This window comes from Lacisediminimonas sp. (genome assembly GCF_030645335.1).
In the GTDB taxonomy this organism is placed as follows: Bacteria; Pseudomonadota; Gammaproteobacteria; order Burkholderiales; family Burkholderiaceae_D; genus Lacisediminimonas.
The window spans coordinates 1-15,691 of the sequence record NZ_JAUSNH010000047.1 but is presented as its reverse complement, the minus strand read 5'-3'; the positions used below and the strand labels follow the sequence as shown (position 1 = coordinate 15,691).

At 58.8% G+C, this 15,691-nt stretch carries 15 protein-coding genes and 1 tRNA gene; 6 read left to right on the top strand and 10 right to left on the bottom strand.

The features are described from left to right. Positions 1-105: 105 nt before the first annotated feature. From Q7T64_RS03735 to Q7T64_RS03725, 3 genes are all read right to left on the bottom strand, one after another. Entirely contained in the window at positions 106-1,548 is a 1,443-nt protein-coding gene (locus tag Q7T64_RS03735) for an ATPase domain-containing protein (protein WP_304791381.1), read from the bottom strand. Continuing rightward, complete coding sequence (locus tag Q7T64_RS03730) at positions 1,545-1,964, bottom strand: hypothetical protein (protein ID WP_304791378.1); 420 nt, start codon at positions 1,962-1,964, stop codon at positions 1,545-1,547. The genes Q7T64_RS03735 and Q7T64_RS03730 overlap by 4 nt, the downstream gene beginning before the upstream one ends. A gap of 406 nt (positions 1,965-2,370) precedes the next feature. Then, positions 2,371-2,446, bottom strand: a tRNA-Phe gene (locus tag Q7T64_RS03725). A gap of 118 nt (positions 2,447-2,564) precedes the next feature. Between Q7T64_RS03725 and Q7T64_RS03720 the strand changes: the two genes are divergently transcribed. The 3 genes from Q7T64_RS03720 to Q7T64_RS03710 all read left to right on the top strand — a co-directional run bounded on the left by Q7T64_RS03720 (position 2,565) and on the right by Q7T64_RS03710 (position 6,365). Next, a complete protein-coding gene (locus Q7T64_RS03720; RefSeq protein WP_304791374.1) occupies positions 2,565-3,749 on the top strand; it encodes an FAD-dependent monooxygenase in 1,185 nt (394 codons plus the stop codon). Between the two features lie 19 nt (positions 3,750-3,768). Continuing rightward, positions 3,769-4,491, top strand: a complete 723-nt coding sequence (locus Q7T64_RS03715; RefSeq protein WP_304791371.1) for a DsbC family protein — start codon at positions 3,769-3,771, stop codon at positions 4,489-4,491. 77 nt (positions 4,492-4,568) lie between these two features. After that, the gene (locus Q7T64_RS03710; RefSeq protein ID WP_304791469.1) at positions 4,569-6,365 is read left to right on the top strand and encodes a M61 family metallopeptidase; all 1,797 of its coding nucleotides are present in this window, start codon (positions 4,569-4,571) and stop codon (positions 6,363-6,365) included. Positions 6,366-6,407: 42 nt separating this feature from the next. Here the strand turns inward: Q7T64_RS03710 and trpC are convergent, their stop codons facing one another. The 6 genes from trpC to rpe all read right to left on the bottom strand — a co-directional run bounded on the left by trpC (position 6,408) and on the right by rpe (position 12,020). Further along, the gene (gene trpC, locus Q7T64_RS03705) at positions 6,408-7,208 is read right to left on the bottom strand and encodes an indole-3-glycerol phosphate synthase TrpC (protein ID WP_304791369.1); all 801 of its coding nucleotides are present in this window, start codon (positions 7,206-7,208) and stop codon (positions 6,408-6,410) included. Position 7,209: 1 nt separating this feature from the next. Further along, the gene (trpD, locus tag Q7T64_RS03700; protein WP_304791365.1) at positions 7,210-8,247 is read right to left on the bottom strand and encodes an anthranilate phosphoribosyltransferase; all 1,038 of its coding nucleotides are present in this window, start codon (positions 8,245-8,247) and stop codon (positions 7,210-7,212) included. A gap of 127 nt (positions 8,248-8,374) precedes the next feature. Next, positions 8,375-8,941 (bottom strand): aminodeoxychorismate/anthranilate synthase component II, encoded by a 567-nt coding sequence (locus Q7T64_RS03695; protein WP_304791361.1) that lies wholly within the window; start codon positions 8,939-8,941, stop codon positions 8,375-8,377. A 1-nt stretch (position 8,942) separates the two neighbouring features. Continuing rightward, positions 8,943-10,439, bottom strand: a complete 1,497-nt coding sequence (gene trpE, locus Q7T64_RS03690) for an anthranilate synthase component I (RefSeq protein ID WP_304791358.1) — start codon at positions 10,437-10,439, stop codon at positions 8,943-8,945. Between the two features lie 214 nt (positions 10,440-10,653). Continuing rightward, entirely contained in the window at positions 10,654-11,358 is a 705-nt protein-coding gene (locus Q7T64_RS03685; RefSeq protein WP_304791355.1) for a phosphoglycolate phosphatase, read from the bottom strand. Continuing rightward, positions 11,355-12,020, bottom strand: coding sequence for a ribulose-phosphate 3-epimerase (rpe, locus tag Q7T64_RS03680; RefSeq protein ID WP_304791352.1), 666 nt, complete (start codon positions 12,018-12,020; stop codon positions 11,355-11,357). Before rpe ends, Q7T64_RS03685 begins: the two co-directional genes overlap by 4 nt. A gap of 122 nt (positions 12,021-12,142) precedes the next feature. On the opposite strand from rpe, the gene apaG reads away from it, so the two are divergent. Beyond that, the gene (gene apaG / locus Q7T64_RS03675) at positions 12,143-12,517 is read left to right on the top strand and encodes a Co2+/Mg2+ efflux protein ApaG (RefSeq protein ID WP_304791348.1); all 375 of its coding nucleotides are present in this window, start codon (positions 12,143-12,145) and stop codon (positions 12,515-12,517) included. A gap of 142 nt (positions 12,518-12,659) precedes the next feature. Then, positions 12,660-13,838 (top strand): murein transglycosylase A, encoded by a 1,179-nt coding sequence (locus tag Q7T64_RS03670; protein ID WP_304791344.1) that lies wholly within the window; start codon positions 12,660-12,662, stop codon positions 13,836-13,838. Here Q7T64_RS03670 and Q7T64_RS03665 read toward each other — a convergent pair. Beyond that, on the bottom strand, positions 13,833-14,264 hold the full coding sequence (locus Q7T64_RS03665; protein WP_304791340.1) for a hypothetical protein: 432 nt from the start codon (positions 14,262-14,264) through the stop codon (positions 13,833-13,835). The two genes, Q7T64_RS03670 and Q7T64_RS03665, sit on opposite strands and share 6 nt — an antisense overlap. Before the next feature lie 158 nt (positions 14,265-14,422). Here Q7T64_RS03665 and Q7T64_RS03660 point away from each other — a divergent pair, with 158 nt between their 5' ends. Further along, the gene (locus Q7T64_RS03660) at positions 14,423-15,199 is read left to right on the top strand and encodes an enoyl-CoA hydratase (RefSeq protein ID WP_304791337.1); all 777 of its coding nucleotides are present in this window, start codon (positions 14,423-14,425) and stop codon (positions 15,197-15,199) included. The last annotated feature ends 492 nt before the right edge of the window (positions 15,200-15,691 follow it).

Below are 15,691 nucleotides of genomic sequence, written 5' to 3'. Positions count from 1 at the left end.
GGCATGCACAAGGGGTCGGCATTCTTCCAAGGCGACGGACGAAGGCTATGAAACATCGGGATCGAAAGTCTTTATCGGCGAAACCAGTTACCGGTATTCACTGGTTCAGGTACCGCCGGCCGGACGGCCCGACAATACGCCGCGGTACGATCCCAGGGTGCCTTCAATTTCCAGTCTTCCGTCCTTGATATCGTAGAACCGGAGGTCCTTGCTATGGCTGCTGGCCCGGACCTTCACCACTGAAATCACGCGCTTGAACTGCCCGTCCAGTTCGACATAGCGTTGCATGATGATGGCGTCGGCAAGGAAGGCATTGCCGTAGGAACTGAAGCGCAGGTCAGTGTAGCGATCCTCGAGTTCCGACGTCATCATCACCGTGACGCCCATGCCGGTCAGCACGGCAACCAGTCCATAAAGTGACTCCCGGAAATTCTCGCGGAACACGGGAGCCAGCGCCAGCTCGAATCCCGACAGCGAATCGATGACGACCCGCTTTGCCTTCAAGCGCTTGATCATGACAATCAGGTCGTGCAAGGTTTCATCGATTGAAAGGTCGAGTCCACGGGTGTCGATCAGGCCCACCTTCCCGCTATGCACCAACTCATTGAGTTCACGGCTCAGTAGCTGGTTCGGACTTTTTTCGAAGGCTGCAACGACACCTGGCTCGCCAATACGGGCGCCTTCAGAAATAAACTGGGTCGCCAGCACGGTCTTGCCCGATCCGGATGGACCCACCAGCAGCAAGGAGTAGGCTACCGGCAATCCCCCGCCCAACATCTCATCTAATAGCGGGACCCCGATCGACAGCCGTTCATCGCCGGTAAAATGCAGATCAACGTCCGACAGGATGGCACGCGGGAAGATTTCGACGCCCTCGTTGCTGATCCGGAATGTGTGGAGGCCCGGCTTCTGCGCTTGGCCGCGCATCTTGGCGATCTGGATTTTGCGTACAGTCGAATCGCGGTAGACCACCTGCGACATCCACACAATGCCATCGGCTGCCGTAAAAAGCGGGCTTGATTCAGCTTCGTGCGGTGTGTATTCGCCGATCAGGAGCGTGGTCGTATTCCAGGTTGTCATGTGCAGCCCCAGTTGCTGGACAAATTGCTGCAGACCGAGAGGTGTCGAGGCGGATGCTGTCGCCGACTCTGCCAGCGAACGAATTGAATCAATGATTACCAGGCTTGGAGAATACTGCCGCACCTCTTTTTCTATACGCGCCAGAACGGTCTTCAAGTCGCCGGCCATCACATCTGCCGCCAGGCTCACAAACCGGATCGACTGGTTCACTTTGTCGATGTCAAAAAACGGGAATTGCTGCTGATACCGGAGCATTTTCAAGGGCGGCTCACCCAGTACTGTAAAAAACAGCGCCCGCCAATCCGGCCTTGCCAGCGAGAACATGATCTGGTGCGCCAGGGTGGTCTTGCCGCTACCAGGCGCGCCCGCAATCAGGTTGAACGAAAATTCCGGAATGCCGCCGCCGAGCAGGTCATCCATTCCTGTGACGCCGCTCGGAAGGCGGCGGATGGCTACTTTGTCACTCATGCTTTAAGCTCCTTCACGGCTGGCTGGAATATCTCGTCGCTCCAGGCGGCGCGCAAGATGTTTGCCGTAAGGGGTTCGCCGATCAGCCGAATGACGATTTCGACAAAAATGCCCAGCAGGGCAATGCTCGCTTCCCCTGCCTTCTCGCAGTCCTCTGCTTGCAGTGCCGCCCGCAAGCCCGCAAAGGACGAGTCGTTCGGTGGCAACTTGCCGGCCGACGCAAGCCAGGGAAACTCGGCGCTACTGAGGTGAATGCTCCGGTGATACAGCGATTCGAAGCCGACTTCGCCGATGATGGGACTGATTTCCCTGGCCAGGTTCTCCCATAGTTTTATCGTATCTTCAACGATCGCCTGGGGCTGTCGCATCACGCCGCGCGTGATGATTTGACGTTGCTGGTCGCTGAGATTAGGCATGATCAGCTTCTACTTGCCTCATGTAACAAGACTGCATGGCTATTGCGGTCCATTTCAGGGAGCCAAGGTCGTAGTGAGCAAATCGAAGCAAAACCGCTGCGTTCCCGGAGGCGATGCTCGTTTGCTCATCCTTGGGAATGGCCGGCACTGGATCAGTTGCCAGCCGTATCTTGTTGCTTGGTGTTGATCGTACCGCTATCGATAATGGTCGCATTGACCATATCGTCCTGATTGAACAGGCATGTCGGCAAGCATTGCTTCCCGCGAGAAAAAGCAAGGGGGAGGGAGAGGTGACGGATATCCTTGAGGCGGCCGCATGCCGGGATTGGGCCGTTCACATGGCGTATTTGTCCCGGAAACAAGAACGCCAACCCGCAAAGGTTGGCGTTCTTGTAAGGAATATCCTTGGTGGCCCGGGGCGGAATCGAACCACCGACACAAGGATTTTCAATCCTCTGCTCTACCGACTGAGCTACCAGGCCAAGGGGCGCAAGTATAGCAAAGGTAATTCATTTGTGCAAAGCGAGATCGGCAGCTGCTTCCTACCGTACCGCTATAATGAGCGCTGGTTTTGATCCATCAATCGGCGCAGTCAATTCAATGAATCTCCAATGCGACGTTTGCATCGTCGGCAACGGTGCAGTCGGCAAGGCCGCCGCTGTCGGTCTGGCGCAAGCCGGCCTGTCTGTCATTCTCCTTTGTCCACCCGGTCAGCACGCGGTGCAAGCGGCGTCCTGGGACGTGCGGGTGTTCGCTTTGAACCGTGTCTCCCGGGACCTGTTGTCGCGCTTGCGCGTCTGGGAGGCGCTGGATCACGCCAGGGTGGCGCCGGTGGAGTCGATGGTGGTGCAGGGCGACCGGGCCCGGGCTGGCAAGATTTCATTCGACGCCTACAGCGCGCGCGCCACGGAATTGGCCTGGATTGTTGAAGACAGTAATCTTGAACATGCGCTTGACGGAGCGCTGCGCTTTACGCCAAACCTGAGCAAGGTCGAGGGCCTGGCAGAGCGTATTGAGCGGGATTCGGCCTCCGTCAGGCTGGTACTGCAGGATGGTCGCTGCATCCAGGCTGGCTTGCTGGTCGGCGCCGATGGCCGCCAGTCGTGGGTGCGGGGACAGTGCGATATCGGCATCACTTATCGTTCCTATGGCCAACAGGCGGTGGTCTGCAACTTTGCTTGCGAGCTGCCGCATCACGGTACTGCCCAACAATGGTTCACCGACAAAGAGGGCGTCATCGCGCTGTTGCCTTTGCCGGGCAACCGGGTGTCGCTGGTCTGGTCCGCGCCCGATGCGCTGGCCGAGCAATTGCTGCGTGATCCGCTGGCACAACTCGCCGATACGCTGTCGGCGTTGCCTGGCCAGATTGCCGGCCGGCTGACGCCGCTGCAGCCGGAATCGGTGCGGGCGATTCCGCTGATCTTCCTGCGTACCGCGTCGATGATTGCGCCGCGCGTCGTTCTTGCAGGTGATGCCGCGCACGCGGTGCATCCGCTTGCCGGCCATGGCATGAACCTGGGATTTGGCGATGTGGCGGCCTTGATCCGGGTCATGTCGGAACGCGGTGCTGCGGCCGATTGCGGCGATGAGCGCCTGCTCAGGCGTTATTCGCGCTCGCGCACCGAAGATGTTTTGTTGATGCAATTGGCCACGGATGGACTGGAACGCTTGTTCTCGACTGACCTGGAACCGGTGCGCCTGGTCCGTAACCTGGGCATGGACTTGCTGGATCGCCTGCCTTTCATTAAACGCCGCCTGATTGCCCACGCCATGGGTTCGCTATGACTTATTACTGGAACATGCAATGACGAAAACAATCCGCTCCCTGCTCGTGCTGCTGCTGGCGCTGGCTGCATTCCCTGTGCTGGCGGAAACTGCGCAGGAGGCTGCCGTGCGCAAGCTGATCCAGCCGCGCATCGGCGATGAAGCGAAGATCGATACGGTGACCAGGACGCCATACTCCGGCCTGTTCGAGGTCCGGGTAGGCAACGATATTTTCTATACCGATGCGCAGGCAAAGTATTTGTTCGTGGGCCGAATCCTCGATTCGAAGACGACCCGGGACTTCACGCGGGAGCGGGTGGAAGAGATCAGCAAGGTGAAGTTTTCCGAGCTGCCGCTGGAGTCTGCGCTAAAGACGGTGAAGGGTAACGGCAAGCGCGTGATCGCAGTGTTCGAAGATCCGAACTGTGGCTATTGCAAGCGCTTCCGCCGTACCTTGCAGGACGTAGACAATGTGACGATCTATACCTTCCTGTACAACATCCTGTCTGAGGATTCGGCCGTCAAGTCGCGCAATGTCTGGTGCAGCAAGGACCGCAACAAGGCGTGGGATGACTGGATGTTGTCCGGCAAGGCAGCGCCCGATGCGCCCGAGGGATGCACAACGCCCAATGAGCGGATTTTTGACCTGGGCCGCAAACTGAAGGTCACGGGTACGCCGACGACGTTCTTTGCAGACGGGACTCGCACCGCTGGCGCGATGGACGCCAAGGCTTTGGAAAGCAAGTTCGCCACCATCAAATAATGGCGAAGATGACGACGATGGCGAACACGCTAGCGACGAAGAAGGCGACGACGCCAGCGAACAAGGCCAAGGCAGCTCTGAAGAATGCGGTGCGCTATTCCATCGTCCCCGGCGATCCGGCTGCGCACCTTTTCTTCGTCACGCTGACGGTGGATCGTCCGGCGCCAGAGGGGCAGCAGTTTTCGCTGCCGGCGTGGATTCCCGGTAGCTACATGATCCGCGAATTTTCGCGCAATATCGTGCGTATCCAGGGGCAGTGCGATGGGCGTCGTGTGGCTTTGCGCAAGACCGACAAGCACACCTGGCAGGCCGCGCCCTGTGGCGGGCCGCTGGTGGTTCAGTATGAGGTCTATGCCTGGGACCTGTCGGTGCGTGCGGCACACCTGGACCAGACCCACGGATTTTTTAATGGCACCAGTGTTTTCCTGCAGGTGTGCGGGCAGGAAAATGAAAAGCACCTGGTCGATATCCTGCCGCCCGAGGGCGAGCAGTATGCGCACTGGCGGGTAGCCACCTCGCTGCCGGAGGCCAAGGCCAGGCGCTATGGCTTTGGCAGCTATCTGGCGGCCAACTATGATGATCTGATCGACCATCCGGTCGAGATGGGCGAGTTCGCGCTCATGACATTCAAGGCGCACGGCGTTGCGCACGATATTGTGATCACGGGCCAGGTCCCGAACCTGGACCTGGCACGGCTGGCTGGCGATTTGCGCAAAATCTGCGAGGCGCAGATTACCTTGTTCGAGCCGCTCACCCGGCGTGCGCCGATGAAGCGTTTTGTATTCATGACCCTGGTCGTGGGCGATGGATACGGCGGCCTGGAGCATCGCGCGTCGACCGCCTTGATCTGCGCGCGCAGCGACTTGCCGGTCAAGGGCCAGTCGGAGATGAGCGATGGCTACCGTGGCTTCCTCGGACTATGCAGCCACGAGTATTTCCATGCCTGGAACGTAAAGCGCATCAAGCCGGCGGCGTTTGCCCCCTATGATCTCCGGGTCGAAAGCTATACGTCCTTGTTGTGGCTGTTCGAGGGCGTTACCAGTTATTACGATGACCTGATGCTGGTACGCAGCGGCGTGATCGACGAGGACGCGTATTGCAAACTGTTGGCCAAAACCGTCAACAATGTCTTGAAGGGCAGCGGCCGCAAAAAGCAAAGCGTGGCTGAATCGAGTTTCGATGCGTGGGTGAAGTATTACCGCCAGGACGAAAACGCCGGCAATGCCATCGTCAGCTATTACGCCAAAGGTTCGCTGGTCGGCCTGGCGCTGGACCTGACGATCCGTACTGGTACACGCGGCAAGAAGTCATTGGACGATGTGATGCGTGCATTGTGGGTTCGGTATGGGCGTGACTTCTATACTCCTGAAGGCGGACAGGGCGTATCGGAGCCGGCGCTGGAGGCCTTGCTTGATGAGGTAGCCGGGTTCTCGCTGAAGCGCTTCCTGGCGCGCTTTGTGAATGGCACTGATGACGTGCCGCTTGCTGACCTGCTGGCGCCGTTCGGCATCGACGTGCAGTCCAATGGCAAGAAGGCGAAGCCGGGCCTGGGTGCGCGGACATCCAGGGATGGCCAGGATTGCAAGCTGTCTGCGATTGTCGAAGGCGGCGCCGCGCACAAGGCGGGTTTGTCAGCGGGCGATATGCTGGTGGCAATCGATGGCTTGCGTGTTACCGCGACTAACCTGGATGCGCTGCTTGGGCGCTATCGCTCGGGTGATCAGGTGGCCGTGCATGTTTTCCGGCGCGATGAATTGATGCAGCGGCAACTGGTGCTGGCCGTGGATGACGCGCCGCAACTGAAATTGTCGCCATCTGCCAAACCCGCGCGGGCGGCAAAATTGCGTGCGGATTGGCTTTCGCAGCCTGGCTGAGCCAGGCCGGCCCGGCCTGCGTACGTGGCTGGATGGGCTGGATCAGTTGAACAGTCGCGCAAGTTCCGCGCCCGGATCTTCGGCCCGCATTAATGCTTCGCCGACCAGAAATGCATGCACGCCAGCCTGGCGCATCAGGTCCACGTCGTCCCTGTGCAGGATTCCAGATTCCGTCACGACCAGTTTTTCGGGGCCGATCTGCGGCAGCAGCCCGATCGTGTTTTGTAGCGACGTTTCGAAGGTGCGCAGGTTGCGGTTGTTGACGCCCAGTAGCGCGGTCTGCAGGCGCAGCGCCGATTCGAGTTCCTCGCCGTCATGTACTTCGACCAGCACGGCCATGCCCAATTCATGGGCGCAGGCTTCGAGTTCGGCCATCAGGCCGTGGTCGAGTGCGGACACGATCAGCAGTATGCAATCGGCGCCCCAGGATCTTGCTTCGTAGACCTGGTACATGTCGATGATGAAATCCGTGCGCAAGGCCGGTACGGTGCAGGCTGCGCGGGCTTGCTTCAGGTAGTCGGGCGAACCCTGGAAAAAATGCACGTCGGTGAGGACGGACAGGCAGGCCGCGCCGTTGCTGGCGTAGCTGGCGGCGATCTCGCCGGGGCGGAAGTCAGCGCGCAGCACGCCTTTTGACGGCGATGCTTTCTTGACCTCGGCAATGACGCCAGCCTTGCCGGCGGCGATCTTGCTGCGCAACGCGGCTTCAAAGTTGCGCACAGCCTGTTGCGCTTCGCGGTTGCTTTCGACGTCACGCCGCAGGCTGGCCAGGTCCTGGCGTTTCTTGGCGGTTCGTACCTCGTCGGCTTTTACGTCGAGGATTTTTTGCAGGATATCGGACATGTCAGGCCGCCGCCCCGAGTTGTTGGGTGGTCCGCACGAACTGCTCGATTTTCTTGAGTGCCGCGCCGGAAGCGATCATCTCCCGCGCCGTCAGCAGACCTGCTTCGATAGAGGGTGCGATGTTGGCTGCATACAGTGCGGTAGCAGCGTTCAGGGCGACGATATCGCGTGCCGGTCCCGGCTCGTCGTTCAGGGCGCGCAGGATCGTGGCTTTGGATTCTTCTGCGCCGCTGACCCTGAAGTTGCGGGTCGATACCATCTGCAGGCCGTAATCTTCGGGATGGATTTCGTATTCGCGGATTTCGCCGTCGACCAGTTCGCCCACCATCGTTGACGCGCCGAGCGATACCTCGTCCATATTGTCGCGGCCCCACACGACGATGGCATGTCGGGTGCCCAGGCGCTGCAACACACGGACCTGGATGCCGACCAGGTCGGGGTGGAATACGCCCATCAATATGTTGGCTGCGCCAGCGGGATTGGTGAGCGGACCGAGTATGTTGAAGATCGTGCGAACGCCCAGTTCCTTGCGCACTGGCCCGGCATGCTTCATGGCGGCATGGTGATTGGGCGCGAACATGAATCCGATGCCGGTTTCTTCGATCGAGCGGGCGACTTGTTCCGGCTTCAGGTTGATGTTGGCGCCGAACGCTTCCAGCACGTCGGCACTGCCGGAGGATGAAGAGACACTGCGCCCGCCATGCTTGGCAACCCGCGCGCCGGCTGCGGCGGCGACGAACATCGATGCCGTCGAGATGTTGAAGGTGTGCGCGCCGTCACCGCCGGTGCCGACGATGTCGAGCAGGGTCTCGCTGTTTGCGACGGGCACCTTGGTGGCAAACTCACGCATGACCTGTGCGGCTGCGGCGATTTCGCCGACGGTTTCTTTCTTGACGCGCAGGCCCATCGTCAGCGCGGCGATCATGACCGGCGACATTTCTCCGCTCATGATCTTGCGGAACAGGGACAGCATCTCATCGTGGAATATTTCACGATGGTCAATGCAGCGCAGCAGGGCTTCTTGTGGTGTGATGGACATCGCGTTCTCGCAAATCTTGTTGAAGCGGTGAATCTTGTTTAGCCCCTGGATGTTGTTGAGTCCAGGTGCGACCGTCGGGCTTGGGGTATCAGGAATCAAACTCCGTCATCAGCAGCGGGCCAGGGAATCAGGCGCCCTTGATGAAATTGTCGAGCAGCGCGTGGCCATGCTCGGTCAGGATCGACTCCGGATGGAACTGCACGCCCTGGACGTTGAATTCGCGGTGCCGTACGCCCATGATCTCGCCGTCCTCGGTCCATGCCGTGATTTCAAGGCAGTCCGGCAGCGTTTCGCGTTCGATCGCCAGCGAGTGATAGCGGATAACGGTGTAGGGACTGGGCAGGTTCTTGAATACGCCCGCGCCGGTGTGCTGGATCGGCGAAGTCTTGCCATGCATGACCTGTCGTGCGCGGATGACTTTGCCGCCAAACGCCGCGCCTATGCTCTGGTGGCCCAGGCATACGCCCAGGATCGGGATCTTGCCGCCGAATTGTTGCAGGACCGGCACGGAAACGCCTGCTTCATGCGGCGTGCAGGGGCCGGGCGATATGCAGATCCGGTCCGGGTTCATTTCAGCGATCTGTTGCAGCGTAATTTCATCGTTGCGGAATGTGCGCACGTCTTCACCGAGTTCGCCGAAGTACTGGACCAGGTTATAGGTGAACGAATCGTAGTTGTCGATCATCAGCAGCATGTCAGATCTCCCCGTCCAGGCCGTCTTGCACTTGCTCGGCAGCGCGCAGCACTGCGCGCGCCTTGTTTTCGGTTTCCTGCCATTCCATTTCCGGGACGGAGTCGGCCACGATGCCCGCGGCCGCCTGTACATAGAGTTCGCCGTCCTTGAGCACGCCGGTCCGTATGGCAATCGCCAGGTCCATTTCGCCGCCGAAGGACAGGTAGCCGCATGCGCCACCGTAGATGCCGCGCTTGACCGGTTCGAGTTCGTCGATGATTTCCATGGCGCGTACTTTTGGCGCGCCAGACAGCGTTCCAGCCGGGAAGGTAGCGCGCAGGACGTCCAGGTTGGACATGTCCTCTTTGAGCGTGCCCTCCACATTGGAGACGATGTGCTGCACGTGCGAATATTTTTCTATGGCGAACTTGTCGGTGACCTTGACGCTGCCGATCTCGGCAATGCGGCCAATATCATTGCGCGCGAGGTCGATCAGCATGACGTGTTCTGCAATTTCCTTGGGGTCTGCCAGCAGTTCGGTTGCGAGCGCGGCATCGCGCTCGGGTGTCTCGCCCCTGGGCCGCGTGCCGGCCAGCGGCCGTATGGTGACTTTTTTGTGACCGTCGGGCAGCGCTTCATTGCGCACCAGGATTTCGGGGGAAGATCCGATGATCTGCATGTCGCCGAAGTTGTAGAAATACATGTAGGGCGACGGATTGAGCGAACGCAGCGCCCGGTATAGCGACAGTGGCGAATCGACATAGGGCTTGCGCAGGCGCTGACCGATCTGTACCTGCATCAGGTCGCCGGCCATGATGTATTCCTTGGCTTTAGCAACCGCCTTCAGGTAGTCGACCTTCGCGAAATCGCGGACGGTGTCGGTGCGCACTGACGCCGAGGTGACTGGCGCCTCGACTGCGCGGCGCAGCATGCCGCGCAAGTCGCGCAAGCGCTGGCGGGATTTCGAGAATGATTCGGGCAGTGTCGGATCTGCGTAGACGATCAGGTAAAGCTTGCCGGACAGGTTGTCGATGACGGCGAGCTCTTCGGTCAGCAATAGCTGTATTTCGGGAAGCCGCAGGTCGTCCAGCGGGGCGGTGTGAGCCAGCCGTTTTTCCACATGGCGCACAGTGTCGTAACCGAAGTAGCCGGCCAGGCCGCCGCAAAAACGCGGCATTCCGGGCCGGATGGCGACGCGGTAGCGTGCCATGAATTCTTCGATGAAGTCGAGCGGATTGCCTTCGTGGCTCTCGATCACTTTGCCGTGTTTTACCACATCGGTCTTGTTGCCAACGCTGCGCAGCAGCGTACTGGCGGGAAGGCCGATGAACGAGTAACGGCCAAAGCGCTCGCCGCCGACTACCGATTCCAGCAGGAACGTGTTTTTCCCGGCATTTTGCGATTGGGCCAGCTTCAGGTACAGGCTGAGCGGGGTTTCCAGATCGGCAAATGCTTCGGCGATCAGCGGAATGCGGTTATAGCCTTGCGAGGCCAGCGATTTGAATTCGAGTTCAGTCATACTTTTCTCCGGGGCCGCTATTTTAAGGGAGGCGGCTGGTTTCCAAGAAAAACTGCCCGCGCGTACGCGAGACAGCAAGCAAATCGGTCAATAGGACCAGGAGTGCCTGCGTCGCCATAGCCAGGCCCCCGGGGCCGGCAGAAGACGTTCTTTGGAAAAGGAGAACATGAGAAATCGTATGGTCTTGTTTGCGCTGCAATGGCGCAGCGGCTGTTTATTGCAAAGCCTGGCGGGCGAGCAAGCCGGCTGCCTGATACAAGGTTTCGACTATACCATCGGCATCAATCGTTTGTACAGGCAGCCCATGGTTGTAGCCGTAGGGGACGACCACGACCTTGCATCCGGCAGCCCTGGCCGCGAGGGCATCGTTGCTGGAATCGCCGATGGCCAGCAGCTCGTTGGGGGCGAGGCTGAAATCCCGGCATACCTGCTGCATCGGATAGGGATCCGGCTTTTTCAGGGGCAGCGAGTCGCCGCCATAGACGACTTCAAAGAAGCTGAGCAACCCGGTCTTTTCCAGCAGCGGCCGGGCAAAGGCAATCGGCTTGTTGGTGACGCACGCCAGCCGCAATCCCTGCCCGCGCATGGCTGCCAGCCCGGACTCGACCCCCGGATAGACTTGGCTGTGATCGCCGTTGATGGCGTGATAGTGATGGTGATACCGCGACAGTGCTTGCGGGAATATTGTTTCAAGTTTGTCGGCGGGCAGTTCCAGGGCGAGGATGCTCCTTACCAGGTTGTCCGTGCCCTTGCCGACGTAGCGGATGACCAGGTGTTTCGATATCGGGGCCAGGTCGATCTCGGCGCGCATTCGGTTGATGGCGATGTGGAAGTCCGGTGCGGTGTCGATCATCGTCCCGTCGAGGTCGATCGCCACGCCCCGGATGGCAGCGAGCTCAGGGCTGGCTTTGAGGCTCACACTGCGGCCAGCGACCTGCGCATCGCGTCGATCACCGCCTTGTAGTCGGGCTTTCCAAAAATGGCGGATCCGGCAACGAAGGTGTCCGCCCCCGCTGCTGCCGCCTCTGCAATGTTCTCGACCTTGATGCCGCCGTCCACCTCCAGCAGTATCTCGCGTCCGGAGGCTTCAATCCTTTGCCGTACGGCGGCAATTTTTTGCAGCGCCCCGGGAATGAACGATTGGCCGCCAAAGCCCGGATTGACCGACATGATCAACACGATGTCGAGCTTGTCCATGACGTGGTCGAGATAATGCAGCGGTGTACCGGGGTTGAACACCAGTCCGGCTTTGCAGCCGTGATCACGGATCAGTTGCAGGCTGCGGTCGATATGGTCGGAGGCCTCCGGATGAAAGGTGATGATGTTGGCGCCTGCCTTGGCAAAGTCGGGAATGATCCGGTCCACCGGCTTGACCATCAGGTGGACGTCGATTGGCACCTGTACATGGGGCCGGATCGCTTCGCAAACCAACGGACCGATCGTCAGGTTGGGCACATAATGGTTGTCCATTACGTCGAAGTGAATAAAGTCGGCGCCTGCAGCGACGACATTGCGCACTTCTTCGCCGAGTCGGGCAAAATCGGCGGACAGTATGCTTGGGGCGATGCGGTAGGTTGTCATGGGGAGCGATGATTCGGAAGATCGGGTATTTTACCGCCGGGCCGCAATGATAGCTTGTCAGTGAAACCGATTTCGTGTGCAATCGGCCCCGATGTGACATTCAGAACTTAGCGGAGAGCGAGATGGCAGCATACGAATTCAAGGTATCGGTGGTCAGTCGCTACATCGAGGAACAATCAGATGCGGACAAGTCGCAATATGTCTTCGCCTACACAATCACAATCCGCAATACGGGTACTATTGCCGCCCAGTTGATTTCCCGGCATTGGGTGATTACCAACGCCAGCAATCAAATCCAGGAAATACATGGACTCGGCGTGGTCGGACACCAGCCCTTGCTTCAGCCGGGCGAGCAGTTCGAATACACCAGTGGCGCAACGCTGACCACGCCGCAAGGCACGATGTACGGCGAATATTTTTGTGTCGCCGAAGATGGCACCCGGTTCGAGGCGGAAATTCCCGAATTCGTGCTGACCCTGCCGCGCACACTTCACTAGCTAAGGCGATTCGTCCTTTTGCCCGGCCTGATCTTTGGTCTTGCCTTGGGTCGGGTCCGGCTTCTTGCCAGAAAACATGGTCCACCAAACGATAAATACAAACAGGAATAGCGCAACAAGCGCTTCCACGATTAATAGCCACATGAGTGCCGCCTATGGTTTGTCACGAGTGGCGAGTTTACTCGCATTGGCCGTCGCAATCAGTCTTGGCGGGTGTGCAGTCACGCCGCCAGCAAAGGTGGAGCCGTCTGCGCCGACAGCGGCCCCGCTGCCGCCAACCCTTCAGCCAGTTACATTTGCCGACATACCGGGTTGGAACACAGACGACCTGCGGGAGGCATGGCGCCCTTTTCTTGCTTCCTGCACGGTACTGGTGCGCAAGCCCGAGTGGAAAGAGTCGTGTTCTGTTGCAAGCAGCGTGGATGGCGCGGATAGCAAGGGCGTACGATTGTTTTTCGAATCTTTCTTCACGCCGCACAAGGTGAACAACCCGGATGGCAGTGACCGCGGCCTGATCACCGGCTATTACGAACCACTGTTGAGCGGTGCACGCAAGCGTGGAGGTCCGTACCAGATTCCGCTATTCCGGGTGCCGGACGATATGCTTGTAGTCGATCTGTCATCGGTCTATCCAGAACTGAAGGGGATGCGATTGCGGGGCAGGGTGGCGGGAAACAAGGTCATTCCGTATCCGACCCGCGCACAGATGGCACAGTCGAATTCCCTGGCCGGCAAGGAATTGCTGTGGGTAGACAATGCGATCGATGCTTTCTTTCTTGAGGTGCAGGGTAGCGGCCGCGTCCAGCTGGCCGATACGCGGGAGACAGTACGGGTGGCTTATGCCGATCAAAACGGCCACCCCTACAAGTCTATAGGCCGCTATCTGGTCGACAAGGGCGAAATGACGCTGGACCAAGCATCAGCAGGGTCGATCAAGGCCTGGTTCCAGGCGAATCCCGCCCGTCGACAGGAGCTGTTGAACGCGAATCCAAGCGTTGTATTCTTCCGCGAAGAGAAGTTGCCTTCCGTAGAACAAGGGCCAAATGGCTCGCTCGGTGTACCGTTGACGCCAAACCGATCCATGGCAATTGACCCGCGCGTCCTGACACTTGGCGCGCCGGTTTTCCTTTCCACTACGCAGCCCAACAGCGCGATACCACTACAGCGACTGATGCTGGCACAAGATACCGGCGGGGCAATTCGCGGCGCAGTCCGTGGAGATTTTTTCTGGGGCTTCGGCTCCGAAGCGGGGGAGCTTGCCGGACGGATGAAGCAGCCGGGCTATATGTGGCTGTTGCTGCCCAAACGCCCGGGATCATGAAACGCTGATGCAGGGATTTCTTGTACTGGCGTTGTCGTTTCCGTAATGCATCGTTGCCTTGGCCAGTGGAATATCCATCGCCGCGATATGCCAGCCGAGCCAGCGTGGCAGTAGTTCAATTGCAATCTCCCGACCAAGCGCAATGTCTCCGTCCAATACCTGTGTGTGGGCGCAGTGCAAGCCGCGCAACACGCGCGCGTGCTGTTCCCGATGGCTCTTTACCAAGGCCGGGTCTGCGTCGTCCATCCGCTTTTCCTCTTCCCGGAATGCCAACTCGATATCCGCAACAAGGCTTGTGTAGGCGGCCGGGAATGCGCGGTCGTGCGCTTGTCCAGCGCGTCGTAGCGATATGGCAATGCCGTAGTGCAATTCGTCCAGCCATGCCGCCCCGCTCGTCAATTCTGGCGTCCAAATTTCTCGCATCATCTTATGGTCTCCTCACTAGTCCAGCCGGTGTATGTTAGGCAGCCAGGGCATGCAAGGTTTGATGGAAATCAAGGCTTGCATCTTGGAGGGCGCAACCACCGCCTGTCGGTAAAATATGAACCGAACAAAATTGAACGGTTCCCTTAAAGGAGATGGAGATGCAGTACGAAACAATTGTGGTGGAGACTAAAGAGCGGGTCGGCCTGATTCGACTGAACCGTCCCAAGGCGCTAAACGCATTGAACGATCAGTTGATGGACGAGTTGGGTCAAGCGCTTCAAGCCTTCGATTCGGATCCCGAAATAGGTTGCATCGTCCTCACCGGAAGCGAACGCGCCTTCGCCGCCGGGGCGGATGTCAGTGCGATGGCGGGTTACTCGTTCATGGACGTCTACAAGGGCGACTACATCACCCGCAACTGGGAGCATGTGCTGCGGGTTCGCAAGCCGGTAATCGCGGCGGTCGCCGGTTACGCATTTGGCGGCGGGTGCGAACTGGCCATGATGTGCGACTTCATTATTGCCGCAGACAATGCGAAGTTCAGCCAGCCGGAAATCAAGCTCGGCATCACGCCTGGTGCGGGGGGCACACAGCGGCTCCCTCGGGCTGTATCAAAGTCGAAGGCAATGGACATGTGCCTGACCGCTCGCATCATGGATGCAGTCGAAGCAGAACGGGCCGGGCTGGTGTCGCGTGTTGTGGCTGCCGAGCGCCTGATGGACGAAGCGATGGAGGCAGCGCAGACAATTGCATCGATGTCCCTCCCAGTGGCCATGATGATCAAGGAATCCGTGAATCGCGCCTATGAAACGCCGTTGGCCGATGGCGTCCTGTTCGAGCGCCGATTATTCCATTGCACCTTCGGAACCGAGGATCAAAAGGAGGGCATGAAAGCTTTTTTAGAAAAGCGCTTGCCACGATTCCAGAACCTTTGATATAGTTCGCCTCCCGTCGCGAAACGGCGCTTAGAAGCACTGCGAAAAACGGTGCGAAACGCTTGATGCGGGACGGGAGTCGGTGGGTTGCCAGAAGCACTTTGTAGAGCAGAAAAGCAAAACAAAGTGGTTGACGGGAAAAACAAAACGCCGCATAATCTCATCTCTGTGCTGCTGACGAACAAAACGATTCGACAGCGAGGCCAGGAGCTCGAAAGAGCTGAAGTAAAGCAAGAGTTCTTTAAAAATTAACAACCGATAAGTGTGGGCGCTTGATGGAAGTGCGCCGGACGAGCGAAAGCGGATCTGGATTACTTAAAACATGAAGTGCTCACAAAGAAATATAGGAAAGTTCGCAAGAACATTCCTGTCAGTATTTTGAGTGAGCGACGGTTCTTCGGAACCTGCCAGAAATGGCACAAAACAGAGATTAAACTGAAGAGTTTGATCCTGGCTCAGATTGAACGCTGGCGGCATGCCTTACACATGCAA

Excerpts from the sequence above, each read along its gene's own strand:
- Q7T64_RS03660 (WP_304791337.1), top strand. The coding sequence starts at position 14,423 with ATGCAGTACGAAACAATTGTGGTGGAGACTAAAGAGCGGGTCGGCCTG.
- rpe (WP_304791352.1), bottom strand. The coding sequence starts at position 12,020 with ATGACAACCTACCGCATCGCCCCAAGCATACTGTCCGCCGATTTTGCC.
- apaG (WP_304791348.1), top strand. The coding sequence starts at position 12,143 with ATGGCAGCATACGAATTCAAGGTATCGGTGGTCAGTCGCTACATCGAG.
- trpE (WP_304791358.1), bottom strand. The coding sequence starts at position 10,439 with ATGACTGAACTCGAATTCAAATCGCTGGCCTCGCAAGGCTATAACCGC.
- trpC (WP_304791369.1), bottom strand. The coding sequence starts at position 7,208 with ATGTCCGATATCCTGCAAAAAATCCTCGACGTAAAAGCCGACGAGGTA.
- Q7T64_RS03720 (WP_304791374.1), top strand. The coding sequence starts at position 2,565 with ATGAATCTCCAATGCGACGTTTGCATCGTCGGCAACGGTGCAGTCGGC.
- trpD (WP_304791365.1), bottom strand. The coding sequence starts at position 8,247 with ATGTCCATCACACCACAAGAAGCCCTGCTGCGCTGCATTGACCATCGT.
- Q7T64_RS03695 (WP_304791361.1), bottom strand. The coding sequence starts at position 8,941 with ATGCTGCTGATGATCGACAACTACGATTCGTTCACCTATAACCTGGTC.
- Q7T64_RS03715 (WP_304791371.1), top strand. The coding sequence starts at position 3,769 with ATGACGAAAACAATCCGCTCCCTGCTCGTGCTGCTGCTGGCGCTGGCT.
- Q7T64_RS03665 (WP_304791340.1), bottom strand. The coding sequence starts at position 14,264 with ATGATGCGAGAAATTTGGACGCCAGAATTGACGAGCGGGGCGGCATGG.
- Q7T64_RS03735 (WP_304791381.1), bottom strand. The coding sequence starts at position 1,548 with ATGAGTGACAAAGTAGCCATCCGCCGCCTTCCGAGCGGCGTCACAGGA.
- Q7T64_RS03670 (WP_304791344.1), top strand. The coding sequence starts at position 12,660 with ATGAGTGCCGCCTATGGTTTGTCACGAGTGGCGAGTTTACTCGCATTG.
- Q7T64_RS03730 (WP_304791378.1), bottom strand. The coding sequence starts at position 1,964 with ATGCCTAATCTCAGCGACCAGCAACGTCAAATCATCACGCGCGGCGTG.